The organism is Nonomuraea sp. NPDC049400 (assembly GCF_044466425.1).
Lineage (GTDB): Bacteria > Actinomycetota > Actinomycetes > Streptosporangiales > Streptosporangiaceae > Nonomuraea.
The window spans coordinates 104,469-130,496 of the sequence record NZ_JBITMP010000002.1 but is presented as its reverse complement, the minus strand read 5'-3'; the positions used below and the strand labels follow the sequence as shown (position 1 = coordinate 130,496).

Here is a 26,028-nt window from a genome sequence, read left to right as displayed (position 1 = left end):
CCCGTGGAGGCGGCGCCAACCGGGCCTCCGGGGACCGCGCGGGTGCCAACCGGCCCTCCGCCGCGAAGCGCGAGTGCCGTGCCTCCTTGGCTCGCCGGGCCTCACGAGCGGCCACGGTCTCCGTCATGAAAGCGCCCCTTCCTTGAGCGCGGCGGCCACCTGCGGCGCCACCCGATCGGCCCATCCGTCCAGCACCTCCGCCGGCTGCGGAATCTGCGACTCCAGCACCGCCAGTCCCGGGGTGGGCACGAAGGCTCCCAGTTCCACCAGCAGCGGCCGCAGGTGCACCTCCACCGCCAGCGAATGCTTGGCGTCCCCCATGACCAGCAGCGGCAGCGCCGCCTTGCCCGCCAGCGCGTCCGGCGGCAGGCGGTCGAGGAACGACTTCAGCAGACCGGTATAGGTGCCCTTGTAGGTCGGGCCGGCCACCACGAGCACGCTCGCCCCGCTCACCAACTCCAGCGCCGCGCCCACGTCGGGGTGCTTGCCGGGCGAGAGCAGGTGGGGCCCGAGCCCCGACAGGTCCACGACCGCGTACGCCCCCGGCGAGGCCCCGAGGCGCCCGCCGACCGCCTGGGCGGCCGAGGCGGCGACGGCGAGCGTGCGGGAGCCCGCCCGGGGGTTGCCGACCAGCGTCACGATGCTCATCGCGCCACCGCCACTTCTTCACGCCGGGCGGCGGCGTACCGGGACGGGGGTCTGGGCAGGCCGTAGTTCTCGCGGAGGGTGCGGCCCTCGTAGTCGTGCCGGAACAGGCCCCTGAGCTGCAGCTCCGGCACCACGTGAGCCACGAAGTCGCTCAGCCCGCCGGGCAGGATCGGCGGCATGATGTTGAACCCGTCGGCCGCCCCGGCGAAGAACCACTCCTGGAGCTGGTCGGCGATCTGATCGGGGGTCCCGGCGACGACGCGGTGGCCGCGGCCGCCGGCGAGGCGGCCGAGGAGCTGCCGCACCGTGAGGTGTTCGCGCCTGGCCAGGTCCAGGACGAGCTTGCGCCGGCTCTGCGCGCCCTCCGTCTCGACGGGTACCTCGGGCAGAGGCTGGTCCAGCGCGTCCTCGGTCAGTTCGATGCCGGTCATGGTGGAGAGCTGTGCCAGCCCGTACGCGGGGATGATGAGATCCTCCAGTTCCTTCTCCAGCCGCAACGCCTCGCGCTCGGTCGAGCCGATGATCGGCGAGATGCCCGGCAGGACGAGCACGTCCTCGTGCCGCCGGCCGTAGGCCGCCAGGCGGCGCTTCAGGTCGGCGTAGAACTCCTGCCCCTCCTGCAGGGTCTGCTGAGCGGTGAAGACGGCCTCGGCGTGGCGGGCGGCGAACTCCTTGCCGTCCTCCGACGACCCCGCCTGGACCAGGAGCGGGTGGCCCTGGGGTGGGCGGGAGGTGTTGAGCGGCCCGTCGACCGCGAAGTGCTCGCCGGCGTGCTCGATCGCGTGGATCTTGCCGGTGTCGGCGTAGCGGCCGCCGGCGCGGTCGCGCAGGATCGCGTCGTCCTCCCAGCTGTCCCAGAGTTTCCGCGTGACCTCCAGGAACTCGCCGGCCCTTGCGTAGCGGTCGGCGTGTGACGGGCGGACGACGCCGAAGTTGCGGGCCTCGGCCTCGCCCGCGGAGGTGACGATGTTCCAGCCGGCCCGGCCACCGCTGATGTGGTCGAGCGAGGCGAACTTGCGGGCCACGTGGAAGGGCTCGTTGTACGTCGTCGACACGGTGGCGATGAGGCCGATGTGGTCGGTGACGGCCGCCAGGGCCGACAGCAGGGTCAGCGGTTCGAGGCCGCCGAGCGCGTTGTGCCTGACGTCGCCGTGCAGGGCCACGCCGTCGGCGAGGAAGACCGAGTCGAGCTTGCCGCGCTCGGCGATCCTGGCGAGCTCCTGGTAGTGGCGGACGTCGGTGAGGCGGGCCGGCTCTGTACGGGGGTGCCGCCAGGCCGCCTCATGGTGGCCGACGCCCATGAGGAAGGCGTTCAGGTGGAGCTTTCTCGTCACGTGGTCCTCCAGGTGGAGAATCGGCGCTCGACGCCGACCAGGAGCAGGTTGAACAGCACGCCGAGCGCGGAGATCGTGATGATTCCCGCGTACATGTCGGGGATGCGGAAGCTGGACTGGGTGTCGAGGATGAGATATCCGAGCCCGGCCTTGGCGCCGACCATCTCGGCGAACAGCAGGACGAGGATCGAGTACGCGCCCGCCAGCCGCACCCCGGTGAAGATGGCGGGCACGGCGGCGGGCAGGATCACCTTCTGGAACAGCCGGACCGGGCCCAGGCCCATCGACCTGGCCGACTTGATGAGCAGCGGCTCCACGGTCTTCACGCCGCTGACGGTGTTGAGCAGGATCGGCCAGGAGCACGCGTACAGCACGAACGCGACCTTCGTCGTCTCCCCGATGCCCAGGATGAGCGTGAACACCGGCAGCAGCGCCACCGCCGAGGTGTTGCGGAACAGCTCGAGCAGCGGGGTGAGGAAGTCGGCGACCGGTTTGTACCAGCCGATCAGCAGGCCGAGCGGGATCGCCAGCACGATGGCCAGGCCGAAGCCGGCCAGCGAGCGGGCGAGCGAGGCCCCGAGGTGCTCCGAGAGCCGGCCGCCGGCCAGGAGGTCGTACCAGGCGGCGAGGTTCTCCGAGAGCGGCGGGACGAAGACGGGGTCCACGACGCCGAGCCTGGGCAGCGCCTCCCAGGCGGCGAGGAGGAGCAGGATGGCCGTGGAGTTCGTGGCCGCCCGCCGGACCCGCCGGCCGAGGCTCCGCCGGCTCGGCTGGATGCGCGCGCCGAGAATCCGCCGGCCCGGCTGGATGCGCGCGCCGAAGATCCGCCGGCGCGGTCTCTCCTGCGGGACGTCCTGCTCGGCCTCGTCGTCGGGCAGGTCGTACCAGTGGAGGTCCCCGGGGAGCAGGCGCTGCTCAGCCATGAGTCGTCGCCGCCTTCCGCTCCTGCACCTGCGCCGCCGCGACCTCTTCGCGCAGCAGGCTCCACACGTGGTGGCGGTACTCGCCGAAGGCCGGGTCCGCCCGCAGGTCGCCCTCCCGCGAGCCGAAGCGCACGTCGACGACCTCCTTGATCCGGCCGGGCCGCGAGGTCATCACCGCGACCCGCTGGCCGAGGTAGACGGCCTCGTCGATGCCGTGCGTGATGAACACGACGGTCTTGCCGGTCTGCTCCCAGACGTGCACCAGCTCCTCCTGGAGCGACTCGCGGGTCTGCGCGTCCAGGGCGGCGAACGGCTCGTCCATCAGCAGCACGTCGGGGTCGAACGCGAGGCTGCGCGCGATCGCGACCCGCTGCCGCATCCCGCCGGACAGCTCGTGCGGGTACCGTTCCTCGAACCCGGCCAGCCCCACGAACGCGAGGTGCTCGCGGGCCCGCCGCACCCGCTCCTTCCTCGGCACGCCCTTGGCCTCCAGCCCGAACTCCACGTTGGACTGGGCCGTGCGCCAGGGGAACAGCGCGTACTGCTGGAAGACGATGCCCCGGTCGAGCCCGGGCCCGGAGACCGCCACGCCGTCGATGAGGATCTCACCGGACGTCGGCGCGGTCAGCCCGGCGATCAGGTCGAGCAGGGTGGACTTGCCGCAGCCGCTGGGGCCGACGAGCGTGAGGAACTCGCCCTCGCGCACGGCGAGGTCGATGCCGGAGAGCGCGGTGAACGGCCGGGAATCGTCCCTGACCTGGAACGTCTTGGTCACGTTCCGGATGCTGATCTTGGTCATGAGCCGCTCCCACCGGCGAAGGGGTTGTACTGGTTGGTGTAGAGGTCGGAGACCTCGACCTGGCCGGGCTTGATCTCGCCCTCGCGCTCCAGCCAGTCGATCCAGGTCTTGAACTCCTGGTCGGCGATGACACCGCCCTTGGCGGCGATGCCGGTGCTCTTCCAGAAGCGCACGGTGTCGGCGCTCTCGTTGCGCCCGCGCTTGGCGATGATCTGCTGGAACTTGGCGATGACCTCGTCGCGCGAGTGGGTCTGCGCCCACTCGACGGCCTTCGCGAATCCGGTCACGAACGTCTTGACGGTGTGGGGGTTCTCGGCGATGAAGTCCTCTCTGAGCACGATCGACCCCGCCGTGAACGGGCCGAACAGGTCCACGTCCTTGAACAGGGGACGCAGCCCGCCGCGCTCGAGTGCCTTGTCCCTGAGCACGCCGCCGAGGGTGCCGACGTCGAGCTGCCCCTGGCGCAGCGCCTGCTCGGTGTTGACCGGCGGGATCACCACGAGCTGGACCTGCTTGCTCTCCTCGGGCGTCAGCCCCTGGCGCTTGAGGTACTCCTTGATGACGGCCTCGTGGTGGGCGCCGAGGGTGTTGACGCCGATCTTCTTGCCGATGAGGTCGCGGGCGGTCCTGATCGGGCTGTCTTCTTTGACGTAGTAGCCCTGGTACGTGTCCTTGTCGGAGCCGTAGTAGCCGATCACCGCCTTGATCGGGGCCTTGGCCGCCTTGAGCTTGACGATCGCGCCGTTGAACGCGCCGCCGAAGTCGGTCTGGCCGGTGGCCGCCGACTGGATGTCCTGCGGGCCCGACGTGGTGTTGCCGACCCACTTGAGCTTGACGTCGCCGAGATAGCCGAGCTCCTCGGCCAGCTCGGGGAAGGTGACGGTGCCGGCGCTGCCCTGGTAGCGCAGCACCTTCACCTCCTTTTCCGGGTTCGCCTGGGCCGTGCCGCAGGCCACCAGGACGGTGGGCAGCAAGGCGGCGAGAAGGGCATGTCTGAACTTGATCACGATGGGTCCTCTGATGGGAGAGGGGAGGGTGTCAGCGGTACGTGATCAGCGACACTGCGCGCTGGCGACGTGGCCGAAGTCCACGTGCGGGCGCGTGGTCAGGTAAAGGCCCATGACCATGAAACTACGAGCCCCGGCCCGTAAAGTCAATATTTCCTACTGGATATACATGGATTGATTCAGCGGAGCACGGACGCGGGCAACGGGATCGCCGGGAACGGGTTGTCGGGCAGCAGGATCACGCGGCGCGGGCGGTCAGCCTGGCCTGCGGCGTCGAGGTGCAGGAGCGCGGCGCCGATGCCGGCCGCACCCACCATGTAGCCGGTGTCGGCCGTCACCTCTCCGGGGCGCAGCCGCCGGTACGCCTGGTACCAGCGGTAGCCGCGCCCGTCATGGTCGGTGGCCCGGCCGATCAGGTCGGCGGCGAGCCGGCGGGCGTACTCCAGGTGGGCCTCGTCGCCCGTCGCCGCCCACAGCCCCACGAACAGCTCGATCAGGCCGGCCGCGCCGCAACACTGGCAGGCCACGTTCCAGTAGCCCTCGGTATGGCGCCGCGGCACGCCGCTCTTGACGATGCCACGGGCCAGCCGCTCCACCCACTCCAGGTCGCCGGGGTCGCCGCCCACCCGGTACAGCTCGTAGAACATCCTGGCCACGCCGGCCGACCCGGAGCAGAAGCCCAGGTAGTGCAGCCCACGGGCGTGCGGCACGTGGTGCGGGACGACCGCGCAGCTGCCGCTCACGACGCTGACCTCGCGGACGAAGGCCGCCCCGCTGCGGGCGGCGAACAGGAACCGCTCGTCACCGGTCACCCCGTACAGGCGGGCGAGCAGGAACGCCGTGCCGGACGTGCCCGCGAGGAAGCCGGGCGTGACCGCGTCCACGGGCAGGTCGGCGCAGTCGCCGAACTGGTGCCCCGGGACGGGCAGCCGGGCGATCCGCAGCCCCGCCTCCACGGCGGCCTCCTCGTACGCGGGCACGCCGAGGTGGGCCGCCGCCCGCAGCAGGCCGAGGATGATGCCGCCCTCACCCCGCTGGGCGGGATCCCGCGACCACCCGACGCCGTTCCCGGACTCCTGTCCCCTGCGCAGGATCACCTCCGCGATGGCGGCCGCCTCGGCCTCGAAGCCGCCCTCGCCGAGCGCCCAGCCCGCCTCCATGAGCGCGATCATGGTGCCGGTCAGCCCGTGATAGAGGGAGAGGTCGTCCTGCTCCCGCCAGGCCGCCGCGAGCCTGCGCGCCCCGGCCCTGGCGTCCTCGTGGTACGCCTCGTGGCCGGTCGCCGCGGCCAGCTCGAGAAAGAACAGCACGATGCCCGCCGCCCCCGAATAGAGGGACCACGGCTCGGGGGTGACCGCCGACCCGCCGTGCGGATCGGGATTGGCCAGCCAGCGCCTGCCACGCTCGTCATCGGCCGCGGCGGATCTGATCCACCGGCCCGCCAGGATGGCGGCGGTCAGGGGGGAATCGGCGCGGGCGCTCGAAGCGCGGATCCTGTCCAGACTCACTCTTCCACTATCCCACACATTTGGTAGGAAATTCAGGAAATCCGGAACCGCCGCGACCGCGTTTCTCGGGACCGACGCGTTCCTCTCCAAACAGTAGGTAAGCATGAATGCCTGTCAATGGGCGGCCGTTAGTCTCGTGCTGTAGTGCCGCCGAGCCCGAAAGAGCCAGCCGATGATCTTCATCACCGCGAAGTTCCGCATCCTGCCCGAGTACGCCGACCGCTGGCCGGAGATCGCCGCCGAGTTCACCGAGGCGACCAGGGCGGAGCCGGGCTGCCTGTGGTTCGACTGGTCACGCAGCGTCGCGGACCCTGGCGAGTACGTCCTGGTGGAGGCGTTCCGGGACGAGGAGGCCGGAGCGGCGCACGTTCAGTCGGCCCACTTCAAGCAGGCGCAGCAGACGCTCCCGCCGCACCTCGTCGAGACGCCGCGCATCATCAACGCCATGGTCCCGCAGGACGACTGGTCCCTGCTGGGCGAGCTGGCCGTGCCGGAGCGCGGCTAGCGCGTGGTGCGGACGTTGCCGTAGGCGAAGAGGCTGATCGGGCCGGGCCCTGTCACCTGCTGCTCGGCGGTGACGGCGAGCGCGGCGTCCGTGTTGACCTGGTACTCGTTCTCGGCGTTGTGCAGGATCACCGGGCCGCCGGAGGTGACCTGATGCCTGGCGATGATCGGGTTGATCCGGTGCAGCCACTCGCGGTAGGCGGCCTGGTATCCGGCCTCGCTGCTGCGTGCCCGTCCCGGCACGGTCTTCACCCAGGCGGGCAGGCCACCGCCGGTGGTCTCGGCGTTGATGTACGGCCCGGGGCGGGCGATCACGTACAGGCCGGCCTGCCGGGCGGTGCGCAGGAGGCGGTCCACGTCGCGCACGCCGGTGAAGTCGTACGCGCCGGGGCTCGGCGAGTGGTAGGCCCAGGAGAAGTAGACCGAGACGGCGTTGAACCCGGCCGCCCTGAGCTTCTCCAGCACGTCCCGCCACAGCCCGGGACTGGGCAGGTGGAAGTAGTGGAACTCGGCCGCCTGCAGGACGAGCCGCTCTCCGTCCACCATCAGCGAGTACCTGTCGTACGTGACCTCGTGCGCGGCGGCGTGGGCGTGCGGGGGCACGCCCACCAGGGTGCACAGCACGACGAGGAACACCGCGAGAGAGCGCCTCATGCCCATTAATTTGGACACCATCCAAACCAAAGTCAACGGGCGTCTCATCCGCGCACGTCCGTTATGAGAGTTACAGCACTCCGCCGATCTCTCGCATCGGCTCCAGGCCCTTGACCACGCCGGTCGTGAGGGTGCCGACTTCTCCGATGCCGATGGTGACGGTGTCACCGTCCTGCAGCGTGAACGGCAGGTCGGGGACCAGGCAGGTGCCGGTCGCCAGCACGGCGCCGTCGGGGAAGACGTCGGCCCGGTACAGGTAGCCCGCCAGGTCGTCGAGCCGGCGGTGCAGCTGGGAGGTGGACGCCTTGCCGTCCCACACCGTCTCCCCCGCTCTGGCGATGCTCAGCGTGATGTCCAGCGCATACGGGTCGGACACCTCCCACACCGGCCTGATCGCGGGGCCGACCGCGCACGCGCCCAGGTAGATCTTGGCCTGCGGCAGGTAGAGCGGGTTGACCCCCTCGATGGTGCGCGAGCTCACGTCGTCGACCACCGTGTAGCCGGCGATCTCGCCGGACGCGTTCAGCACGAGGCCGAGCTCCGGCTCCGGCACGTCGATCTCCGAGTCCGACCGCACCGCGATGCGCCCGCCGTCGCCCGAGACCTTCCAGGCCACCGACTTGAAGAACAGCTCGGGCCGCTCGGCGTCGTAGACCAGCTCGTACACGTCGGCGGCGCGCTCGCTCTCGAGCACCCGGGCCTCGCGCGAGCGCCGGTACGTCACGCCCGCCGCCCAGACCTCCATCTGCCCGTCAACCGGCGCGAGCCGCCGCACCGATCCGGAGGGGTGCTCCGGCCCGTCCGCCCCGGCCACCCGCTCCCGCAGTCCCTCGACCGGCGACCGCAGCAGCTCCGCCACGGTGGTGACGCCGGACAGCTCCACCACCCGCTCGCCGTCGTCGACGCCGACCGCGGGCGCGTCGGTCAGGGGGCTGACGAACCGTACGATGTGCATTGCCGCTCCTCATTCTCATCAGACGGGTCTGGTGTGAGTCTTCCCTACCCGGTCGCAGTCGCGACGGGCAGGGTTCCGGCCGCCCGCCCGAGATCAGATCACCTCGAATTCGGCCATCATCGCCATGTCCTCGTGCTCGAGGTTGTGGCAGTGCAGCATGTACCGGCCCCGGTAGCCGTCGAAGCGGGCGAGCACGTCCACGACCTCGTACGGGCGCACGTCCACGGTGTCCTTCCACCCGGCGTCGGTGGCGGCGGGCGGCCTGCCGTTCCTGGCCAGCACCAGGAAGTGGGCCAGGTGGACGTGCACGGGGTGGTGGAAGTCGCAGGTAAGCCGCCAGACCTCGGCGGTGCCCAGGCGCGGGCGGGCCAGTGGGACACCGGGCCGGTAGGGATGGCCGTTGATCGTCCAGGCGGTCTCCGACCTGCGGAAGTCGAATGTCCGGGTGGTCACGGGCGGCCGCCGCTTGGGCGGGCGGGACAGGACGGCCGGTACGGCGTTGTCGTCGGCGGCCCGGCGGGCGATCACGAACCGCGTCACGTTCCGCCGTGTCGTGCGCGACAGGGCCCAGCTGGTCGTCGTCGCCTACGAGTCCGGCCTGGTGGTCCCGGGGACGAGGGGGCTCTAGCAGTTCCCCCACGCCCTGGCGTACGACTTTTGCGGTACGCAATCTCCACTCCCGGGTGCATGCGGGCCGGAACCGCGCGGAGTTACGCTGGCGGATGCTCAACGGCGCGCCACCGGTGATCCGGAGGCTGTCAGAGATCAACCCCGCGATCGTCGACACCGCACTGGCTCTGTTCCTGGTCATCACGAGCTGGTTGTGGGCCGTGGCCGAGCCGGGCCAGGGACGCCGTCCGGCCGACCTGCCGTCGCTGACCCTGATACTGCTGGTCAACGCCCCCCTCGCGGCCCGCCGTCGCGCGCCCTACGCCGTGCTGGTGGTCAGCGTGTCAGGGGCGGCCGTCTACCACCTGCTCGGCTACCACCACGGGCTCAACAACATGGGCCCCCTGCTGGCGCTCTACACCGTCGCCGCGCACCGGCCGCTGCGCGCCGCGCTCGTCTGCTCCGCGCCCGTCGTCGCCGAGTGGACGCACGCCTCCTGGCACGTGCCGGGAGTAGCCGTATGGTCCGCTCTGGGGCAGGCTCTGGTGGTATCCGGCTGCGCCGTGAGCGTCGGCGCGAGCATGCGGCTGCTGGCGTCGCGTACGAGGCAGCTGGCGGAGTTGGCCGACCGGCTGCACCAGGAGCAGGAGGCCGCCGCGCAGCGGGCGGTCGCGCTGGAGCGCATGCAGATCGCCCGCGAGCTGCACGACGTTGTCGCCCACCACATGTCAGTGATCTCCGTACAGGCCGGGCTCGGCCGCTATGTGGCATCGTCCGAGCCCGAGACGGCGCGGCAGGCACTGGAGGTCATCGCCCTCACCAGCAGTGCGGCCCTGACCGAGATGCGGCGGCTGCTTTCGATCTTGCGCGTCGAGCCGGCCGGCGAGGATGAGGAGCTCTACACCACCACTCCTGGTCTCGAACGCCTGCCGGCGCTGGTCGAGCGGATGCGGCTGGCGGGCCTGTCGATCGACATGACCGTCGAGGGAACGGCGCGGCCGCTGCCCACGGGCTTGGACCTGTGCGCGTTCCGGATCGTGCAGGAGGCGCTGACGAACGTGCTCAAGCACGCCGGCGATGATGCCCGTGTACGGATAGTGGTGACCTACGGCCCCGCCGACCTGGCCCTTCGCATCACCGACGACGGGCGCGGCACGCGGGCGACGACGCCCGGAGGGCACGGCTTGCTGGGCATGGCGGAACGTGTAAAGCTCTACCGTGGCGCGATCACCACAGGCCCGCTTCCCCAAGGTGGCTATGACGTAGCCGCGTCCTTCCCCCTGCCCCCGTCCCCGTAGCGGGACGGTCCCCCAGACTCCGATGGTGATGCGAGTGGACGTCAGGGTAGCCGTGATAGACGACCAGATCCTGATCCGTGCCGGCCTGGCGGCCCTGCTGCGCGCCGCCCCCGGCATCGACGTGGTCGGCGAGGCGGGCTCAGGCGAGGAGGCGATGCGGCTCGCCTCCGCCCTGCGCCCCGACGTCATCCTCATGGACATCCGCATGCCCGGCATGAGCGGCATCACCGCGACCGAGCACATCCTGACGACATGCGGCGAGGACGGGCCAAAGGTGATCATTCTGACCACGTTCGACCTCGACGAGTACGTCTACAACGCCCTCCGCGTCGGTGCCAGCGGTTTCCTGCTCAAGGACACTCCCCCAGAGCGCCTGATCGCCGCCATCCATACGGTCGCGGCCGGTGACGTCCTGCTGGCCCCGGTCGCCATCAGGCGACTCATCGAGGCGTTCAACACCCCCGTGGCCCACACACCGCCGCCCACCCTGGCCGGGTTGACCGCGCGGGAGACCGAGGTGGTCCAGCTCGTCGGCCGGGCGATGTCCAACGGGCAGATCGCCCAGGCCCTTCAGGTGAGCGAGGCCACGGTGAAGACCCACCTCAACCGTCTGATGGCCAAGCTCGGCCTGTGCAGCCGCGCCCAAGTCGTCGTCCTCGCCTATGACTGCGGCCTGGTCAAACCGGGCTCGCACTGACAGATGATCAGCTCGCCGTAAACTCCTGCGGTGGGCCAGGAGGGGCAGTGGTTCCCCCGGTGTACAGCAGTTGGATGAGTCTCGGTTACTGCGGATGGGTCCGCCGATTCAATTCAAGGGTTGAGGACTGAGCGCCGATTTCCGCAGAGAATCTGAGCACCGTTCCCTGCACCTGGGCCTGCGCTTATCGGTGCCCGCGTCCAGCCGGACAAGTGGCACACAGGTGGTGCCGGAAAGTGCAAAGGCAAGAAAGGCTCCAGCAAATGATCCATAGCTCACATGGCGAGCTCGAATCAGGCAGCCGCACAGCCTCACAGGCCTTGGCGGATTACGTGGCGGAATGGTCGCGGCAGACCGGGATCACGGTGGAGATATGGGCTCTGCCGAAACAACCGCTTCCCACCGCGATCACCGAGATCGTCCATGGCACGATCCGTGATGTCCTGCAGGAGGTGGAACGGCAGGCAGCGACCCGTACCGTCGCCATCGCCCTCACCGTGGCCCCCAGCGGGCTGCGCTTGACCGTCAGCCATGACGACTCCGGGACGTCGGCGGACGTGCTGGAGACCCGTCTACGCAGCCGGCGCGCCGAAATCGCCGGACTGGGCGGCCGCCTCACCGTCAACGGCGTACGGGGAGAAGGCACCACGATAAGCGCCGCCGTTCCCCCTACCCGTTGATCGGCTTGCCGAGGGCGCTGCCCGCCAGCCAGTCCTCCCACGACTTCGCCCAGGGCGTCGGCCCGTTGCCGAACCGCAGCTTCCGCGACGTCCCGGTCACCTCGATGATGTCCCCCCGCTGCGTGAACTCGTAGAACCAGCGGGCGTTGTCCGGGCTGGCGTTCACGCAGCCGTGGCTGACGTTGCGGCTGCCCTGCGCGCCGGTCGACCAGGGCGCGGCGTGGAAGAACGTGCCGCTGTAGGTCATCCTGACGTTCCACTTGGTGCGGATGCGGTACTCGCCCGGTTTGCCGACGGTGGCCGAGTCCATGACGGTCTCCGCCGCCTTCTCCTGGGCGATCATGACGCCGGAGTAGCTGTCGTCCCCCGGCTTACCCAGGCTGACCGGGATGGTCTTGACGACCTCGCCGTTCTCCCGCACGACCGCCTGGTGGTCCGCGTTGCTGACCTTCGTGATGTGCTCGGGCCCGACCGTGAACGTCAGGCTGCGGTCCTTGGTGCCCCACAGGTCCTGCCCGGCACGCAGCCCGGCCAGGTGCGCGACCACCGTGACCTTTTCGCCGACCGGCCAGTACTCCCGCGGCCTGAACTGGACCTCCCGGTCGCTCACCCAGCTCCACGCGCCCTCGACCGGCTTGGACATCCGCACCTCCAGTGACCGCTCGACCGCGGCCCGGTCCTCGCGCGCGGTGACCGGCTGCGAGAGCAGGAGCTGCACCGGCATCCCGACGCCGACCTTCTCGCCGTCCAGCGGCGACATGCCGCTCTCAAGCACCCGCTTCGGCTTGAGCGTGGTGAACTCGGCCTGCGCCGTGACCGGCTTTCCGTCCGTGCCGGTGGCCTGCACGCTCACCGTGTACGCGGTCGACGGCTTCAACGGCCACCTGGGCCGCCAGGTCCCGTCCGCGCCCGCGCTCCCGCTCACCTCGCGTCCCCTGGCGTCCGCGACGGTCACCTTGGTGACCTTGCCGTCGGTGACCTTGACGCCGATCCCGGTATCGGGGGCGACCTTCTTCGTGCCGTCGGCAGGCGTGATCGACAGCTTGGCCACCGGCCCCTGCTCCTGCGGCTTCGCGGCGGGCCCTGATGAGCCGCCCGAGCTGCAGCCTGCGGCGAGGAGCAGGGCCGCCGCGAACGTGCTGACGAGTGTGGTGCGGCCGTTCCGCATCGCCAATGCCTCCCAAACCTGACAAATCGGGCAGATTCACAGTAGGCGATCCCGGCGACTTCTGCCCTCGAACCGAGGGACCATGCCAGGACGCATTGACCGCCACTTGAGCGCCGCTTAGCATCCGCTTTACCCTGCCCGAAATTTTCTCCTTGAAGGTGAAAGTTTCAGATGACAAAGCTCGCCAGGCTCCTGTTATCGGTCGTGGTGATGACCGCCGCGACCGCCTCCGTCCCGACACCCGCCCAAGCCCGGAGCGGCAAGCCGCTCGGCACGTACGTCTCCGCCTCCGCAGGCCCGGGACGGTTCCCCCTCGTGGCCGCCGGCCGCGCTGCGCCCATCGTGGTCAGCGCGAGCGACCACGCCGGTGTCGTCCGCGTGGCGGGCGACCTGCAGGCCGACATCGAGCGCGTCACCAGCGTGCGGCCGGCCGTGGCCGCCGTGGCGAAGGACGAGGTGCCGGGGCAGGACGACGTGGTGCTCGTGGGCACCATCGGCAGGAGCCCGCTCATCGACCGCCTGGTCGGCACCGGCAAGCTCGACGTCTCGGGCATCGCGGGCAAGTGGGAGACCTCGCTGGAGCAGGTCGTGCAGAATCCCCTGCCCGGCGTCCGGCGCGCGTTCGTGATCGCCGGAAGCGACCAGCGGGGCACGATCTACGGCGCGTACGACGTCTCCAAGGAGATCGGCGTCTCCCCGTGGTACTGGTGGGACGACGTGCCCGCCCGCCACCAGGACGCCCTGTACGTGCTTCCCGGCCGGCACACCCAGGGCACGCCGAAGGTGAAGTACCGGGGCTTCTTCATCAACGACGAGAACCCCAACCTCGGCACCTGGGCCCCGCGTCACTTCGGCCCCGGACTGGCCCAGGGGTACCCCTGGGGCTTCAACAGCAAGTTCTACGCCAGGGTCTTCGAGGTCATGCTCAGGCTCAAGGCCAACTACCTGTGGCCGGCGGTCTGGGGGCGGGCGTTCGCCGAGGACGACCCGGACAACCACAAGGTCGCCGCCGAGTACGGCATCGTCATGGGCACCTCCCACGAGGCCCCCATGATGCGGGGCATCGAGGAGTGGAACCGGCACGCCGTCGCAGCCGTACGCGACTCCCAGGGCAACATCGTCACCCCCGGCCACGACCCGTACGGCGGGACCGGCGAGTGGAGCTTCCGCCGCAACGGCGAGGCCATCAAGAAGTACTGGGCCGACGGCATCCGCAGGATGAAGGAGCAGGGCTTCGAGGGCGTCGTCACGCTCGGCATGCGCGGCAACGGCGACGTGAGCCTGCCGGACGGCGACGGCATCGAGCTGATGCAGACCATCCTGGCGAGCCAGCGCGAGATCCTGGCCCGCGAGAGCGGCGAGGGCCTGGAGAGCATCCCGCAGGTGCAGACCCTCTACAAGGAGGTGCAGAGATACTGGGACCAGGGCCTGCGCCCGCCGGACGACGTGACGGTGGTCTTCTGCGATGACAACTGGGGCAACCTGCGCAAGCTGCCCGATCAGGCGCTCCCCGCACGATCCGGCGGCTACGGCATGTACTACCACTTCGACTACGTCGGCGGCGGCCGCAACTACAAGTGGGTCGACACGATCAACCTGGCGAGCACGTGGGAGCAGCTCAACCTGGCCTACACCTACGGCGTGGACCGGCTCTGGGTCGTCAACGCCGGCGACATGAAGAACGAGGAGCTGCCGCTGCAGTTCTTCCTCGACTACGCCTGGGACCCCGCCAAGCTGCCGCTGGACAAGCTGGACGACTGGGAGCGCGCGTACGCGGCGCAGAGCTTCGGCGCCGAGCGTGCCGGCGCGATCGCCGAGGTCCTCCACGAGTACGGCAGGCTCCAGTCCCGCCGCAAGCCCGAGCTGCTGAACCGCCGCATCACCTTGGACCCCGCCGCCCCCGCCGGCATCAGGTACGCCGACGACACCCCGTTCAGCCTGACCAGCTACCGCGAGATGGACAGGGTCGCGGGTGAATGGCAGCGCCTAGCCGACAAAGCCGAAAAAATCCGGAAAAGTCTCCCGCCCGGCTTCGACGACGCCTACTACCAGCTCGTCCACTACCAGGTGAAGGCCACGGCCAACCTGTACGTGCTGCGCCGGGCCCAGTTCACCAACATCCTCTACGCCAGGCAGGGCCGCGCCGCCGCGAACGCCCAGGCTGACCTCGCCCAGGCCGCGTTCGACGCGGACCAGGCCATGAACGCCCACTACGGCGAATTGGCCGGGGGCAAGTGGAAGGACTTCCAGCTGCAGCCCAAGATCGGGTACGGCGACGTCGAGCGGTACGGCCCGAACGCGCCGTGGCAGCAGCCGGAGAAGAACAATGTGGCCCTGCCCGACGCCTTCTACCCGCACCTCGTCCGGACACAGGTCCCGGAGGCCGCGGGTCTCGGCGTCGCGATCGACGGCTCCGAGCAGTGGTGGCCGGGCGCGACCGGCGCGGCCGTGCTGCCGGCGTTCAGCCCGTACCAGGCCTATCCGGGACAGTACATCGAGGTGTTCAACCGCGGCGCCACCCCGTTCGACTACACGATCACGCCCGCCCGGCCCTGGGTGAGCGTCACGCCGGGCTCCGGCAGGATCACCGACCAGGTACGGGTCGCTGTGAAGGTGGACTGGTCGCGCGCTCCCAAGGGCAGGACCGAGGTCCCCATCACCGTGGCGGGTGCGGGCGGCCAGGTGACCGTGCAGGCCGTGATCGACAACCCGGCCGTCCGCCCCAAGGGGTTCGTCGAGGCGGGCGGCCACGTCGCGATCGAGGCGGGCCACTACAGCCGAGCGGTCGGCCCGTGGCGGGTGATCCCCGACCTCGGCAAGACCTCGGACGGCGTGACCCCGCTCCCGGTGACCGCCGCGCGCCAGACGCCGGGCGGGGGCAGTCCGCGCCTGGAGTACACGACGACGTTGTTCACGACCGGCCAGGTGAAGGTGTCGGTGCTGTTGTCGCCCAGGAACAACGTGCTGCCGACCGACGGGCTCACGTACGCGGTCTCGATCGACGACCAGCCGCCCCAGCGGGTGAACGTCACCACCGCCACCGGCGCCAACGACACGACCATGAACCGCCAGTGGGAGCGCAACACCTCCGACAACGTCAACGTCACCACGACCACGCACACGATCGCGACACCGGGCGTGCACGTGGTGAAGTTCTGGATGGTGGACCCGACGGTGGTGCTCCAGCGCATCGTGCTGGACACCGGCGGCGTGCTCCCGAGCTACCTGGGACCTCCCGAGAGCCGCCGCATCGGAGACTGATGTCACATTTCTTCATCTCATTCCGTCTTGTCTGGTGACACACCACACCAGTCATAGGCGGAGTGACGATGAAGGTCAGCTCACTGGCCCAGGCGCTCGACGATCGGATCGGCGGCGCCGGGTTCCTGAAGAAGGCGATGCGGAAGGTCTTTCCCGATCACTGGACCTTCCTCCTGGGGGAGATCGCGCTGTACGCGTTCGTGGTCGTCCTGCTCACGGGCGTCTTCCTCACGTTCTTCTTCAAACCGACCATGGAGGAGGTCATCTACAACGGCGCCTACGCGCCGCTGCGCGGCGTCAGGATGAGCCAGGCGTACGCCTCGACGCTGGAGATCAGCTTCGAGGTGCGCGGCGGCCTGCTGATGCGGCAGATGCACCATTGGGCCACGCTCGTCTTTCTCGGCGCCATCGTCATCCACATGCTGCGGAACTTCTTCACCGGCGCGTTCCGCAAGCCGCGCGACCTGAACTGGCTGATCGGTGTGGTGCTGTTCCTGCTGGTGATGTTCAACGGGCTGTTCGGCTACTCGCTCCCCGACGACCTGCTGTCCGGCGCGGGGCTGCGCATCCTGCACGGGATCACGGTGTCGGTGCCGCTGGTGGGCACGTACCTGGCGATGTTCCTGTTCGGCGGCGAGTTCCCCGGCGATGACATCATCTCCCGGCTGTTCAGCATCCACGTGCTGCTGATCCCCGCTCTGCTGCTCGTGCTCATCCCGTTGCACGCGGTGGTGCTGACCTGGCGGCAGACGCACACCCAGTTCAGGGCCAAGGGGCTGAGCGACCGGGTGGTGCGCGGCGCGCCGTTCTTCCCCGCGTTCCTGGCGAAGACGACGGTGTTCTTCCTGTGGGTGCTCGCGACGGTGACGCTGCTCGCGTCGCTCTTCCAGATCAACCCCGTCTGGTTGTACGGCCCGTACTCGCCGAGCACGGTCAGCGCGGGCTCCCAGCCCGACTGGTACATGGGCTTCCTCGAGGGCGCGCTGCGGATCATGCCGCCGTGGGAGTTCACGGTCTTCGGCTACACGGTGCCGATGAGCGTGCTGATCCCGGCCCTGGGCGCGCTGGGGCTGCTGTTCGCCGGGCTGGCCCTGTACCCGTTCCTGGAGCGGTGGATCACCCGTGACAACGCCGTCCACCACCTCCTGGACCGGCCGCGCGACGTGCCGTCACGGGTGGGCCTCGGGGTCGCGGGAATCGTCTACTACGGCGTGCTCTGGATGGCGGGTGGCAACGACCTGCTCGCCTCGACCTTCCACATCTCGCTGTACACGACCACCTGGATCTTCCGCGTCCTGATCATCGCCGGGCCCGTGCTCGGGTTCGTGATCGCCCGGCGGATCTGCCTCGGGCTGCAGGCCCGCGACCGGCACACGGTCGGCCACGGGGTGGAGACGGGCGTGATCGTGCGCGGCGCGGACGGCGCGTTCGCCGAGATCGAGCGGCCGGTGACCGAGGAGGAGTCCGCCGTGCTCGTGCCAGCCGCGCCGCCCGCGCTGCCGGTGGCGGCCAACGGCGACGTGCCGCCCCCGGCCCGGCGCCGCGTGCGCGACGCCGTACAACGCTCCTGGTCGCGCTGAGGGTCGATCCTCTCCGGGGTCAGCGGCGCGGATTCCTCATCCGGAATGCGATCTTCTGCGAACCATGTGTGCGTGGCGGTTGTCGTACCTGTTGGAACGATCTCCGTCCGGGATCGTCCTTATGGGAGGACGCGCCGGGAGCGCCGCGCACAAGGGGGATGGATGGATGTCTGGGGCAGATCGCACGCGCCGTTCCTGGCTGGGGCGAAGCGGGTGACCGCGGGGGTGCTCGCCACGGCCTCGCTGGTCACGCTCACCGCCGCCACGGGCGCCGCCCAGGCCGCCGCGCGCTCGGGCATTCGAGCGGCGCCGCCCGACACGTTAGGCATGGCACCGTCCGACAGGCTTGGCCTGGTGCCGTCCAACGCGTTAGGCGTGGCGCCTTCCGACGCGATGGGCGTGGCGCCGTTCGAGGCGGCAGGCGTGGCGCCGTTCGAGGCGATGGGCGACTCCGCCACCGAGGCCCGGCCGCGGCCCCGGGTCGACTGCCGCCGCGTCAAGTGCGTGGCGCTCACGTTCGACGACGGTCCCGGCCGCCACACCGGCACCCTGCTGCGCCATCTCGCGAAGTACCACGCCCGCGCCACGTTCTTCGTCGTGGGCAGCAGCGTCGTGGCGTACCCCCGCGTGCTGCGCCGCACCGTCGCGGCCGGGCACGAGATCGGCAACCACACCTGGTCCCACCCTCTCCTGACGAGGTTGTCCGCCGCCCGGGTGCGCTCGCAGCTCGCCCGCACCGACCGGGCGGTCAAGGCGGCCGCCGGCGTCGTGCCCCGCCTGGTCCGCCCGCCGTACGGGGGCTTCAACAGAGCCGTGCGCAGGCAGATCGCCCGCCCCATCGTGATGTGGAACGTGGACACCCTGGACTGGCGCTACCGCAACAGCGCCACGGTGGCCCGCAGGACGCTCAGGTCGGTACGGCCGGGCAGCATCGTCCTGTTCCACGACATCCACCGCACGACGGTGGGGGCCATGCCGCGCGTGCTGAAGAGCCTGGCCAAGCGCGGCTACCATTTCGTCACCGTCAGCGAGCTGTTCGGCGGCCGCCCGCCGCGCGTCGCCTTCGGCGCCGCCCCACCGAAGAAACACTGATCTGAACCCTTCTCGCGTTCCCGGCGTATCTCCCGGTGTGAGCGGTGATCGCGCGCCGAGCAGAAAGGATTGCGACACCGGCAGCAGGGACACCGCGCGGGCCGGCCGGGCTGCCGGCCCGCGCGGGCTGCGGGGCTGACCGGTCCTTGGACCAGAACGCCAGGCGAGCGGAGGCCGGTCAGGCGAGCAGGCCCGCGACCGCCAGTGCGGGCTCCGGATGGTCGGCCAGGAGCGCGGTAACCTCCCCGTGGTCCGCCCCGCCGGCCGCCGGAGCCTGCCACGAGCCCTCGCATCCGAGCAGTCCCGCCACCGCGTCGCACGCCGCCGGATGCCCCATGAGCAGCTCGGCCACCGGCCCCGAGGCCGCCGGCGCGGCGGGCGTGGCCGCGGCGGGGCGGGCCGACCAGGGCGGCACCCAGCTGTCCACGGCGCCCAGCGTGCCGGGGAACGTGCGCCCCGCCTCGCGTACGAGCACCGGCACCAGCTCCCCCGCCTGGTCCCGCAGCGCCGTGATCAGCTTCGGCAACCACGGCAGCAGCACCCGGTCGGGCAGCCGCCCGAACGCCTTGGAGATGACCTCCACCACGAAGCCCGACAGGGCGGGGACGGGCTCCATGGCCTGGACGAACCCGATGATGTAGTGCGGGAACGACGGCACGACCAGCGGGTTGGCCAGCAGCTCGTCGCACCGCTCGCGCAGCTCGGCCTGCGACAGCAGCCCGAGCTGGGACCGCGCGGCCCACAGCAGCGCCACCTTGGCCGGTGATTCGGGATGGGACTGCTGCACGGCCAGCTCCAGCTGGGCCCGGTCGCAGCCCAGCGAGATCGCGAGGCTCTCCATCGAGAACAGGAATCCCAGCATGGCGGCGACCTGCCGCACCCCGGTGTCGTCGGCCACGAAGGCGGTCGGCAGCAGGGTGCAGTAATGGGCGTAGCCGGAGGTCGCGAACTCCTCGCACCAGGCCGGCAGCTCCGGCTCGTGGGCGCGGTAGTGCGCCATCAGCCGCCGGATCCTGCGCAGCACTTCGGGCGCGTCGTCCACGCTCCGCTCGGAGGCGAGCAGCTCCACCGCCCGTGCCCCCAGCTCGTCGGCGATGCGCCGGCCGCCGAGGAAGATGACCGCGTCCTCGACCGCCGCCAGCGCGACGGCCGCGGTGGCCTTCGGGTCCCACACGGAACGGCGCAGCCGCTGCTCCAGCACCTGTTCGATGGTGACGCCCTCGTAGCCCAGCTCGATGATCGAGCGCTGGTGCTTGCCGAACGCCACGTCCCAGCTCTCCTGGATCGAGCGCTCCCCCAGCCCCCGCTCGCCCATGATGGGGCGCACGGCGTCGGAAGGCAGCAGGTAGCGCAGCTTCCACAGCAGGTCGGAGCAGGGCACCAGGTCGGGGTTGGCGTTGAGGTCGAGCAGCGCCCGCTGGATCGTGCGCTTCTCCAGGTCCAGCCCGAGCGGCGCGAGCCGGTCGTACACGTCGCGGGCCAGCGGCGGCATCGCGTCGTAGCCGACCTCGCCCACGCGGTCGCCGCCGAGCAGGATCTCGCACAGCCGCCGCACGTCGCGGCGGCCCGGCACGACGTCCTTCTCGATGCACGTGACGGCCGCGTCCTGGAAGTCGTACGGGGTGGGCCTGGCCCGGTTGCGCATGCCGGCGAGCAGGATCGAGGTCTCGAAGACGGCGATGGCGTCGGCGGTGCTGGCCAGGTAGCCGTTGCGGCGGGCCAGCCGGACGATGTCGACGCTCCAGCCGAGCAGCTCGGCCTCGTCCATCTCGTCGAGCGCGGGCGGCTTCGACAGGAACCCGGTCAGCCGGTCGGCCACCTCGCCCCTGGCGACGGGCACGGGCAGCTTGGCCGCGCGTTTGCGCGCGCCCTTCTGCCCGGCCAGCTGGAACGGGGTCAGCTTGCTGCGGGTCAGCGACTTGGCCCAGGACGCCGCCGCGATCGACACCGAGCCCGAGGCCAGCCCGAACTGGGCCTCGATGGCCGAGTGGCTGGACGGGATGAGCCCGTACAGCCATTTCGTGCCGGCGCGCGGGCTGATCTCGAAGCTCGCCGTGGACCTCAGCCCGAACTGCTCCACGCGGCTGGCCGCGTGGAAGGCGCCGCACACGTAGAGGCAGTCGGCGGGATCGGCCCCGGACGCGGCCAGGTGCTCGCGCATCCTGGTCCACATGTAGCGCTCGCGGTCCTCGTCCACCGACAGCCGGTCGCCGCCGCGGTCGAGACGGCGGAACAGGCTGCCGATCAGCACCATGACCTGGCGGTAGGTGTCGTAGTCCGCTCCGGCGAGGGGTTGCTCGACGTACTGGTCCCACCACTCGGACCAGTGGCGCACCTTGCCGTGGTGGAGCAGGTGCTCCTCCAGCTCGGCGAAGCGGGGGCGCAGGTCGCCGATCTCGACGCCCACCGCGTCGCCGTGCAGGCCGCCCTCTTCCGTGTGCTCCTTCTTGTCGGGCTCCTCCTTCGGTGCCCACTGGAAGACGTGGTCGGTCGACCTGTCGACCAGCACCAGCTCGACGCCCGGGGTCTCCAGCGCGTACGAGATGGCCTGGTATTCGGCGGAGGCCTCCGTGATGGGCGCCACCACGCTGAGCGGCGCCCACGACGCGGGGAAACCGTCGATGTCGGTCGCGAACGCCTGCACCGCCACCGGCAGCCGGCAGTTGCGCAGCTCGGTCAGCAGCGGCTGCAGGTCCTCGCAGAGCTCCAGGTAGATGACCTTCGGCTGCTTCTCCCGCAGCCTGCGCACCATGGCCAGCGCCGAGGCCGGCGAGTGGTGGCAGACCGGGAAGATCTCCAGCTCCTCGCGCAGCGCCCGGTCGACGTCGTCCACCAGCCCCGTCAGGACGTCGGACACGACGTCGCCGCCGAACTCCCGCGCCGCCTGGGTCAGCTGCTCCCGCAGCGGGTCGAACGTGCTCATGACAGGGTGGCGATGGCCTCGCGGCCGCCCTCGAGGAACTCCGGCCACTCCCCGCCGTCCTTCTTGCTGCGGGGCTCGACGACGCCGTGCCAGTACTTGTTCAGGATCGCGAGATCCTCGGGGCTGCGCCTGGCCAGCGAGCCGACCAGGGAGCCGGCGAGGGTCTGCGCGCGCAGCGTGCGGTCGCCGAAGAAGTGGCTGTGCAGGATGGCGTCCTCCAGCACGCCGATCTGCTCGGCGGTGGACAGCGCCGACTCCAGCTTCTCGTCGTCGCTGGTGGCCGACGCGGCGGCCGAACGCAGGTCGGCGAAGCTCTGCAGCAGGATGTCCAGCAGCGTGGGCGGGACGTCCAGCTCGATCCGGTGCCTGCGCAGCAGCTCCTCGGTGCGGAAGCGGACGATCTCGGCCTCGCTCTTCTTGTTCGTCACGACGGGGATGCGGACGAAGTTGAAGCGGCGCTTGAGCGCGGACGACAGGTCGTTGACGCCCCGGTCGCGGCTGTTGGCGGTGGCGATGATGGAGAAGCCGGGCTGGGCGAAGACGATGTTGTCGTCGTCGAGCTCGGGGATGGAGACGTACTTCTCGGACAGGATCGAGATGAGCGCGTCCTGCACGTCGCTGGTCGAGCGGGTCAGCTCCTCGAAGCGGCCGATCACGCCCTTCTCCATCGCCGTCATGATCGGCGAGGGGATCATCGACTCGCGGGACTGGCCCTTGGCGATGACCATGGAGACGTTCCACGAGTATTTGATGTGGTCCTCGGTCGTGCCCGCCGTGCCCTGGACCACCAGCGTGGAGTTGCGGCAGATGGCCGCGGCCAGCAGCTCGGCCAGCCAGCTCTTGCCGGTGCCCGGGTCGCCGATGAGCAGCAGCCCCCGGTCGGAGGCCAGGGTCACGATGCTGCGCTCGACGAAGCTGCGGTCACCGAACCACTTCTGCGGGATCTCCCTGTCGAGCCCGTCGGAGCGCTCGGAGCCGAGGACGAACAGCCGGATCATGCGGGGGCTGAGCCGCCACGAGAACGGCTTGGGACCGTCGTCGACCGACTCCAGATAGTCGAGCTCCTCGGCGTACTTCACCTCTGCGGGGGCGCGCAGCATATCGTCACTCATAAGAGGGTCTCCTAAGCGAGGAAGTTCTTCAGCTCGAAGACGAGCTTGCGGATGTGGCCTGAGATCACCGGGGTGCCCAGGTCCTTGAATTTCTTGCGGAACCACGGGTCCACGCTCTCCTGGCCCGAGCTGTTGACCGAGCCGACGGGGATGAACTTCACCCCGGAGCGGTAGACCGATTCGATACCGTCGTAGAGCGGCTGAGAGCGGTCGAACTCGTAGAAGTCGGAGATCCACACCATCACGGTGTTACGCGGATCGGCGATCTTCGGGCGGGCCATGGCCATCGCGACCGGGCCGTCGTTGCCGCCGCCGAGTTTGGTACGGAGCAGCACCTCGAACGGGTCGTGCACCCACGGGGTCAGGTCGATCGCCCGGGTGTCGTACGCGATGAGGTGCACGTCCACCTTCGGCAGCCCGGCGAAGATCGACGCCAGGATGGTGCAGTTGACCATCGAGTCCACCATCGAGCCCGACTGGTCGACGACCACGATCAGCCGGGCGGGGGTGGTGCGACGGGCGGTCTGCTTGTAGTAGAGCCGGTCGACGTAGAGTCGCTGGTCTTCCGGGCTCCAGTTGGTGAGGTTTTTCCAGATGGTGCGCTCGATGTCGAGGTTGCGGAAGACCCGCTTCGGCGGCACCGACCGGTCGATGACGCCCGCGCTGGTCTGCTCCACCTGGGTACGCAGCACCTCGGCGACCTCGTCCACATATCTGCGGATCAGCGCCTTGGCGTTGGCCAGCGCGACGCCCGACAGGTTGGACTTGTCGCGCAGCAGCTGCTCGATGAGCGACATGCTGGGCGTGAGCTGCCTGGCCAGCGCCGGGTCGGCGAGCACCTCGCGCAGGTGCATGCGCTTGACCAGGTCGCCCTCCAGCCCGGCGAGCAGCCCGGCCAGCTCTTCGTTGCCGGGGCTGTGGCGCAGCCCGCCCGGCTCGCAGCCCATGCCGCGCTCGAACCAGGCCGCGTCCTGCTTCCACGCCTCCAGCTGTCCCGCGGTGACGTTGCCCGAGCCCGTGGCGAACACGTTGAGCAGCAGCTTGGAGACCAGGGCCGCGCGGCGGACCTCGTCGCCTTCCTCGTGGTCCCGCTCCGCCATCAGGCCCTCGAACTCGGCGGCCAGATCGGGGAAGCGCTGCACGAGGTTGTCGACCGAGATGCCGGGGTCGAGCAGGGCCGGCGGCAGGCCGAGGTCGTCGACGATGGCCACGCTCGCCCGTTCCAGGGTGGGCTGCTCGTCGGCGCCGAACAGGCGGGACAGCAGCCGCCAGTAGAGCACTTGGCGCCGCGTCTCGTCCGCGGTGGTCTGGGAATCGGTCATTTCCGCAGCAACCGCCCCGCTCGCTCGCGTAGCACGGCGACCACGTCGCCGGCCTTGGCCTCGGCCTTGACGACCTTGGGGTCGGTGGGGCCCATGGCCCAGTCGCCGATGTGCGCGACGACGGGCTTCTTCTTGACGGTGGCGTGCACGGCGAGCGGCTGCAGGAGCCACTGCCCGCCGTCCCAGCGCATCAGGCCGATGCACGCGGAGGAGGCCGACACCAGCTCGGGCGTGAGCGGGCCGCAGGACGGCAGCCGGTCGAGGGCCACCCGGAGCCTGTTGCCGCCCAGGTCGAGCGTCTCGCCGTCGATCGTGTAGCCCTCGAGGAAGACGGGCTCCGCGATGCGTACGGGATGGCGGTCGAGGGGCGGGGTCGGCGGCGCCTCGGCCGTGGCGAGCTGGACCCGCGCCGTCGCGAACGGGTCGGCCGCCTCGCCGGCTTGCGCCCGGTCGTCGTGCCACACCAGGTCGCCGCCCGGGAGCAGCGGCATGCCGGTGATCTCCAGGCTGAGGTGCTCGGCCAGCGCGCCCATGAGCAAGGGATGCTCGCCCATCAGCCGCCACACGGACGGGCCGGAGATAGTGTCCACCTTCGCGGCCGCCACGCTCGTGCGTACCAGCCTGGATGGGGCGCCCCCGCCGAGCTCGAGTATGCCGTGGACCTGCACCCGGACGGCGGTGGCGTGCTCGTGCACGTCCGTGCCGAGGATCAGCAGCCGCCCCGAGACCGGCTCGGCGGCGCCGTTCCACGCGCCCTTCTGGGACAGCAGCAGGGCGCGCGTCCACAGGTCGCCCCAGCGGCGCGCGGGCAGCAGGTCCATCGTGGCGACCGGGCACGACGCCCGCAGCTCCGCCGCCAGGCCGTCGAGCAGCACCGCCAGCCCGCGCATCGCGGGCACGGCGAGCAGTGCCTCGATCGCCTGGTCGGAGGAGGAGACGAGGTCGTGGTCGACGCCGCGCCAGCCGGTGATGGCCAGCTCCCGCAGCCAGCCCCGGCATCCGGCGAGCATGCTCTCGGGACCGTCCGCGCCTTCCGCGGGCTCCCATGCCGCGCGGGTGCGGCCGATCGCCGTGTCGAGCCGGGCGAGCAGCGCGTCGTGCACCGCTCCGAACAGCGCCGCCCGTCCACCGGCCAGCGCCGCGAGGTGCTCGTCGCCGATCGACCCCGCGCTCACCTTCTCCGCCGCCTCGCCGATCCGGTCGCCGAGCGGGCTCGCGGCCAGCGCGCCCGCCAGGGCCGCCAGCGCCGCGGACGCCTCCTCACCGAGCCGGGCGAACCCGTGGGTGAGCGCCTCGTCGAACCCCGCCACCAGGTCGAGCGCCTCGCCGACCCCCGCGGGCGCGTCGCCGAGCAGCTCACCGAGCTGTACGTCCAGCATCACCGCACCGCCTTTCCTTCCTGAAGCCCGCGCATCAGCGCACCGCCCCCGTCGCCGGGAACCAGTGCAGCTCGGCCAGCGGCTCCGTGCTGCCGGGCACCTCGAGGTAGGCGAGGTGGCGCAGGAACCGGCTGAACACCACGGCCGCGGGGGTGCGCTCGATCGGCCCCTTGATGGAGGACATCAGGAACTGGCCCTCCGGCACCTCCACCCCCAGGTAACGGGCCACCCGCTCGAGGCCGTACTGCAGGACCGCCTCGTCGGCCAGCTGGTGGATGTGCTTGCAGGCGTAGCCGTGCAGCGCGCCGCACGGCCGGTTGTTGTTGGTGCTGCAGCTCAGCGCGTGGGTGCCGGCGGTGATCGACGAGACGTAGACCCGCTCGATGTCGGACCCGCTCGACACGACTCCCTGCAAGCGTCCGTCGGCCAGCTCGACGAAGGGCACCTTCGCCAGCTTGCGCGGCTTGACAGGCGGCACGACTTGCACCACGCTGCGCTGCTCCCACGCGGTTATGTCCGCGTCCACGACCTCAGAACCTCCCGCCCCGGCCGGCTCGCGGGTGCAGGCGGAAGTG

The 26,028-nt window shown here is 70.5% G+C and carries 22 protein-coding genes; 7 read left to right on the top strand and 15 right to left on the bottom strand.

Annotated features, from left to right (window positions below; translation table 11 throughout):
* Positions 1 to 123: 123 nt before the first annotated feature.
* The 6 genes from ACIBVN_RS02600 to ACIBVN_RS02575 form a co-directional block, all read right to left on the bottom strand.
* The gene (locus tag ACIBVN_RS02600; protein ID WP_397131869.1) at positions 124 to 648 is read right to left on the bottom strand and encodes an NADPH-dependent FMN reductase; all 525 of its coding nucleotides are present in this window, start codon (positions 646 to 648) and stop codon (positions 124 to 126) included.
* Positions 645 to 1,982: an LLM class flavin-dependent oxidoreductase gene (locus tag ACIBVN_RS02595; RefSeq protein WP_397131867.1), complete on the bottom strand. Its 1,338-nt coding sequence runs from the start codon at positions 1,980 to 1,982 to the stop codon at positions 645 to 647. Before ACIBVN_RS02595 ends, ACIBVN_RS02600 begins: the two co-directional genes overlap by 4 nt.
* Positions 1,979 to 2,905, bottom strand: a complete 927-nt coding sequence (locus ACIBVN_RS02590; RefSeq protein ID WP_397131865.1) for an ABC transporter permease — start codon at positions 2,903 to 2,905, stop codon at positions 1,979 to 1,981. Before ACIBVN_RS02590 ends, ACIBVN_RS02595 begins: the two co-directional genes overlap by 4 nt.
* Positions 2,898 to 3,704 carry an ABC transporter ATP-binding protein gene (locus ACIBVN_RS02585; RefSeq protein ID WP_397131863.1) on the bottom strand — a complete coding sequence of 269 codons (807 nt, stop codon included), beginning with the start codon at positions 3,702 to 3,704 and terminating at the stop codon, positions 2,898 to 2,900. The genes ACIBVN_RS02590 and ACIBVN_RS02585 overlap by 8 nt, the downstream gene beginning before the upstream one ends.
* Entirely contained in the window at positions 3,701 to 4,711 is a 1,011-nt protein-coding gene (locus ACIBVN_RS02580; protein WP_397131861.1) for an ABC transporter substrate-binding protein, read from the bottom strand. The genes ACIBVN_RS02585 and ACIBVN_RS02580 overlap by 4 nt, the downstream gene beginning before the upstream one ends.
* A 179-nt stretch (positions 4,712 to 4,890) precedes the next feature.
* Positions 4,891 to 6,219, bottom strand: a complete 1,329-nt coding sequence (locus ACIBVN_RS02575; protein WP_397131859.1) for a lanthionine synthetase LanC family protein — start codon at positions 6,217 to 6,219, stop codon at positions 4,891 to 4,893.
* A 172-nt stretch (positions 6,220 to 6,391) separates the two neighbouring features.
* Here ACIBVN_RS02575 and ACIBVN_RS02570 point away from each other — a divergent pair, with 172 nt between their 5' ends.
* Positions 6,392 to 6,724: a putative quinol monooxygenase gene (locus tag ACIBVN_RS02570; RefSeq protein WP_397131857.1), complete on the top strand. Its 333-nt coding sequence runs from the start codon at positions 6,392 to 6,394 to the stop codon at positions 6,722 to 6,724.
* On the opposite strand, the gene ACIBVN_RS02565 is transcribed toward ACIBVN_RS02570, so the two are convergent.
* The 3 genes from ACIBVN_RS02565 to ACIBVN_RS02555 all read right to left on the bottom strand — a co-directional run bounded on the left by ACIBVN_RS02565 (position 6,721) and on the right by ACIBVN_RS02555 (position 8,872).
* On the bottom strand, positions 6,721 to 7,377 hold the full coding sequence (locus tag ACIBVN_RS02565; protein ID WP_397131855.1) for a beta-galactosidase: 657 nt from the start codon (positions 7,375 to 7,377) through the stop codon (positions 6,721 to 6,723). The two genes, ACIBVN_RS02570 and ACIBVN_RS02565, sit on opposite strands and share 4 nt — an antisense overlap.
* 70 nt (positions 7,378 to 7,447) lie before the next feature.
* Positions 7,448 to 8,332, bottom strand: a complete 885-nt coding sequence (locus ACIBVN_RS02560) for a fumarylacetoacetate hydrolase family protein (RefSeq protein WP_397131854.1) — start codon at positions 8,330 to 8,332, stop codon at positions 7,448 to 7,450.
* Between the two features lie 93 nt (positions 8,333 to 8,425).
* Positions 8,426 to 8,872: a multicopper oxidase domain-containing protein gene (locus tag ACIBVN_RS02555; RefSeq protein ID WP_397131853.1), complete on the bottom strand. Its 447-nt coding sequence runs from the start codon at positions 8,870 to 8,872 to the stop codon at positions 8,426 to 8,428.
* Positions 8,873 to 9,075: 203 nt separating this feature from the next.
* Between ACIBVN_RS02555 and ACIBVN_RS02550 the strand changes: the two genes are divergently transcribed.
* The 3 genes from ACIBVN_RS02550 to ACIBVN_RS02540 all read left to right on the top strand — a co-directional run bounded on the left by ACIBVN_RS02550 (position 9,076) and on the right by ACIBVN_RS02540 (position 11,616).
* Positions 9,076 to 10,239 carry a sensor histidine kinase gene (locus tag ACIBVN_RS02550; protein ID WP_397131852.1) on the top strand — a complete coding sequence of 388 codons (1,164 nt, stop codon included), beginning with the start codon at positions 9,076 to 9,078 and terminating at the stop codon, positions 10,237 to 10,239.
* A 34-nt stretch (positions 10,240 to 10,273) separates the two neighbouring features.
* Positions 10,274 to 10,936, top strand: a complete 663-nt coding sequence (locus ACIBVN_RS02545; protein ID WP_397131851.1) for a response regulator — start codon at positions 10,274 to 10,276, stop codon at positions 10,934 to 10,936.
* A gap of 320 nt (positions 10,937 to 11,256) precedes the next feature.
* Positions 11,257 to 11,616 carry a hypothetical protein gene (locus tag ACIBVN_RS02540; RefSeq protein ID WP_397131850.1) on the top strand — a complete coding sequence of 120 codons (360 nt, stop codon included), beginning with the start codon at positions 11,257 to 11,259 and terminating at the stop codon, positions 11,614 to 11,616.
* On the opposite strand, the gene ACIBVN_RS02535 is transcribed toward ACIBVN_RS02540, so the two are convergent.
* Complete coding sequence (locus ACIBVN_RS02535; protein ID WP_397131849.1) at positions 11,606 to 12,784, bottom strand: Ig-like domain-containing protein; 1,179 nt, start codon at positions 12,782 to 12,784, stop codon at positions 11,606 to 11,608. The two genes, ACIBVN_RS02540 and ACIBVN_RS02535, sit on opposite strands and share 11 nt — an antisense overlap.
* A gap of 171 nt (positions 12,785 to 12,955) precedes the next feature.
* Here ACIBVN_RS02535 and ACIBVN_RS02530 point away from each other — a divergent pair, with 171 nt between their 5' ends.
* The 3 genes from ACIBVN_RS02530 to ACIBVN_RS02520 all read left to right on the top strand — a co-directional run bounded on the left by ACIBVN_RS02530 (position 12,956) and on the right by ACIBVN_RS02520 (position 18,717).
* Positions 12,956 to 16,045, top strand: coding sequence for a glycosyl hydrolase 115 family protein (locus tag ACIBVN_RS02530; RefSeq protein WP_397131848.1), 3,090 nt, complete (start codon positions 12,956 to 12,958; stop codon positions 16,043 to 16,045).
* A gap of 68 nt (positions 16,046 to 16,113) precedes the next feature.
* Complete coding sequence (locus ACIBVN_RS02525) at positions 16,114 to 17,625, top strand: cytochrome bc complex cytochrome b subunit (protein ID WP_397131847.1); 1,512 nt, start codon at positions 16,114 to 16,116, stop codon at positions 17,623 to 17,625.
* A gap of 162 nt (positions 17,626 to 17,787) precedes the next feature.
* Positions 17,788 to 18,717, top strand: coding sequence for a polysaccharide deacetylase family protein (locus ACIBVN_RS02520; protein WP_397131846.1), 930 nt, complete (start codon positions 17,788 to 17,790; stop codon positions 18,715 to 18,717).
* 178 nt (positions 18,718 to 18,895) lie between these two features.
* Here ACIBVN_RS02520 and ACIBVN_RS02515 read toward each other — a convergent pair whose 3' ends face one another.
* Genes ACIBVN_RS02515 through ACIBVN_RS02495 form a run of 5 tightly spaced genes read right to left on the bottom strand, consistent with a single transcriptional unit; the run spans position 18,896 to position 25,979 of the window.
* Positions 18,896 to 21,640, bottom strand: a complete 2,745-nt coding sequence (locus tag ACIBVN_RS02515; RefSeq protein ID WP_397131845.1) for a DUF5682 family protein — start codon at positions 21,638 to 21,640, stop codon at positions 18,896 to 18,898.
* A complete protein-coding gene (locus ACIBVN_RS02510) occupies positions 21,637 to 22,752 on the bottom strand; it encodes an AAA family ATPase (RefSeq protein WP_397131844.1) in 1,116 nt (371 codons plus the stop codon). Before ACIBVN_RS02510 ends, ACIBVN_RS02515 begins: the two co-directional genes overlap by 4 nt.
* 11 nt (positions 22,753 to 22,763) lie before the next feature.
* On the bottom strand, positions 22,764 to 24,074 hold the full coding sequence (locus ACIBVN_RS02505) for a VWA domain-containing protein (RefSeq protein ID WP_397131842.1): 1,311 nt from the start codon (positions 24,072 to 24,074) through the stop codon (positions 22,764 to 22,766).
* Entirely contained in the window at positions 24,071 to 25,453 is a 1,383-nt protein-coding gene (locus ACIBVN_RS02500) for a hypothetical protein (protein WP_397131840.1), read from the bottom strand. The genes ACIBVN_RS02505 and ACIBVN_RS02500 overlap by 4 nt, the downstream gene beginning before the upstream one ends.
* A 34-nt stretch (positions 25,454 to 25,487) precedes the next feature.
* Complete coding sequence (locus ACIBVN_RS02495; RefSeq protein WP_397131838.1) at positions 25,488 to 25,979, bottom strand: hypothetical protein; 492 nt, start codon at positions 25,977 to 25,979, stop codon at positions 25,488 to 25,490.
* Positions 25,980 to 26,028: the final 49 nt, after the last annotated feature.

Excerpts from the sequence above, each read along its gene's own strand:
- ACIBVN_RS02515 (WP_397131845.1), bottom strand. The coding sequence starts at position 21,640 with ATGAGCACGTTCGACCCGCTGCGGGAGCAGCTGACCCAGGCGGCGCGG.
- ACIBVN_RS02520 (WP_397131846.1), top strand. The coding sequence starts at position 17,788 with ATGGATGTCTGGGGCAGATCGCACGCGCCGTTCCTGGCTGGGGCGAAG.
- ACIBVN_RS02565 (WP_397131855.1), bottom strand. The coding sequence starts at position 7,377 with ATGAGGCGCTCTCTCGCGGTGTTCCTCGTCGTGCTGTGCACCCTGGTG.
- ACIBVN_RS02505 (WP_397131842.1), bottom strand. The coding sequence starts at position 24,074 with ATGACCGATTCCCAGACCACCGCGGACGAGACGCGGCGCCAAGTGCTC.
- ACIBVN_RS02560 (WP_397131854.1), bottom strand. The coding sequence starts at position 8,332 with ATGCACATCGTACGGTTCGTCAGCCCCCTGACCGACGCGCCCGCGGTC.
- ACIBVN_RS02530 (WP_397131848.1), top strand. The coding sequence starts at position 12,956 with ATGACAAAGCTCGCCAGGCTCCTGTTATCGGTCGTGGTGATGACCGCC.
- ACIBVN_RS02525 (WP_397131847.1), top strand. The coding sequence starts at position 16,114 with ATGAAGGTCAGCTCACTGGCCCAGGCGCTCGACGATCGGATCGGCGGC.
- ACIBVN_RS02570 (WP_397131857.1), top strand. The coding sequence starts at position 6,392 with ATGATCTTCATCACCGCGAAGTTCCGCATCCTGCCCGAGTACGCCGAC.
- ACIBVN_RS02535 (WP_397131849.1), bottom strand. The coding sequence starts at position 12,784 with ATGCGGAACGGCCGCACCACACTCGTCAGCACGTTCGCGGCGGCCCTG.
- ACIBVN_RS02585 (WP_397131863.1), bottom strand. The coding sequence starts at position 3,704 with ATGACCAAGATCAGCATCCGGAACGTGACCAAGACGTTCCAGGTCAGG.
- ACIBVN_RS02510 (WP_397131844.1), bottom strand. The coding sequence starts at position 22,752 with ATGAGTGACGATATGCTGCGCGCCCCCGCAGAGGTGAAGTACGCCGAG.
- ACIBVN_RS02600 (WP_397131869.1), bottom strand. The coding sequence starts at position 648 with ATGAGCATCGTGACGCTGGTCGGCAACCCCCGGGCGGGCTCCCGCACG.
- ACIBVN_RS02590 (WP_397131865.1), bottom strand. The coding sequence starts at position 2,905 with ATGGCTGAGCAGCGCCTGCTCCCCGGGGACCTCCACTGGTACGACCTG.
- ACIBVN_RS02500 (WP_397131840.1), bottom strand. The coding sequence starts at position 25,453 with ATGCTGGACGTACAGCTCGGTGAGCTGCTCGGCGACGCGCCCGCGGGG.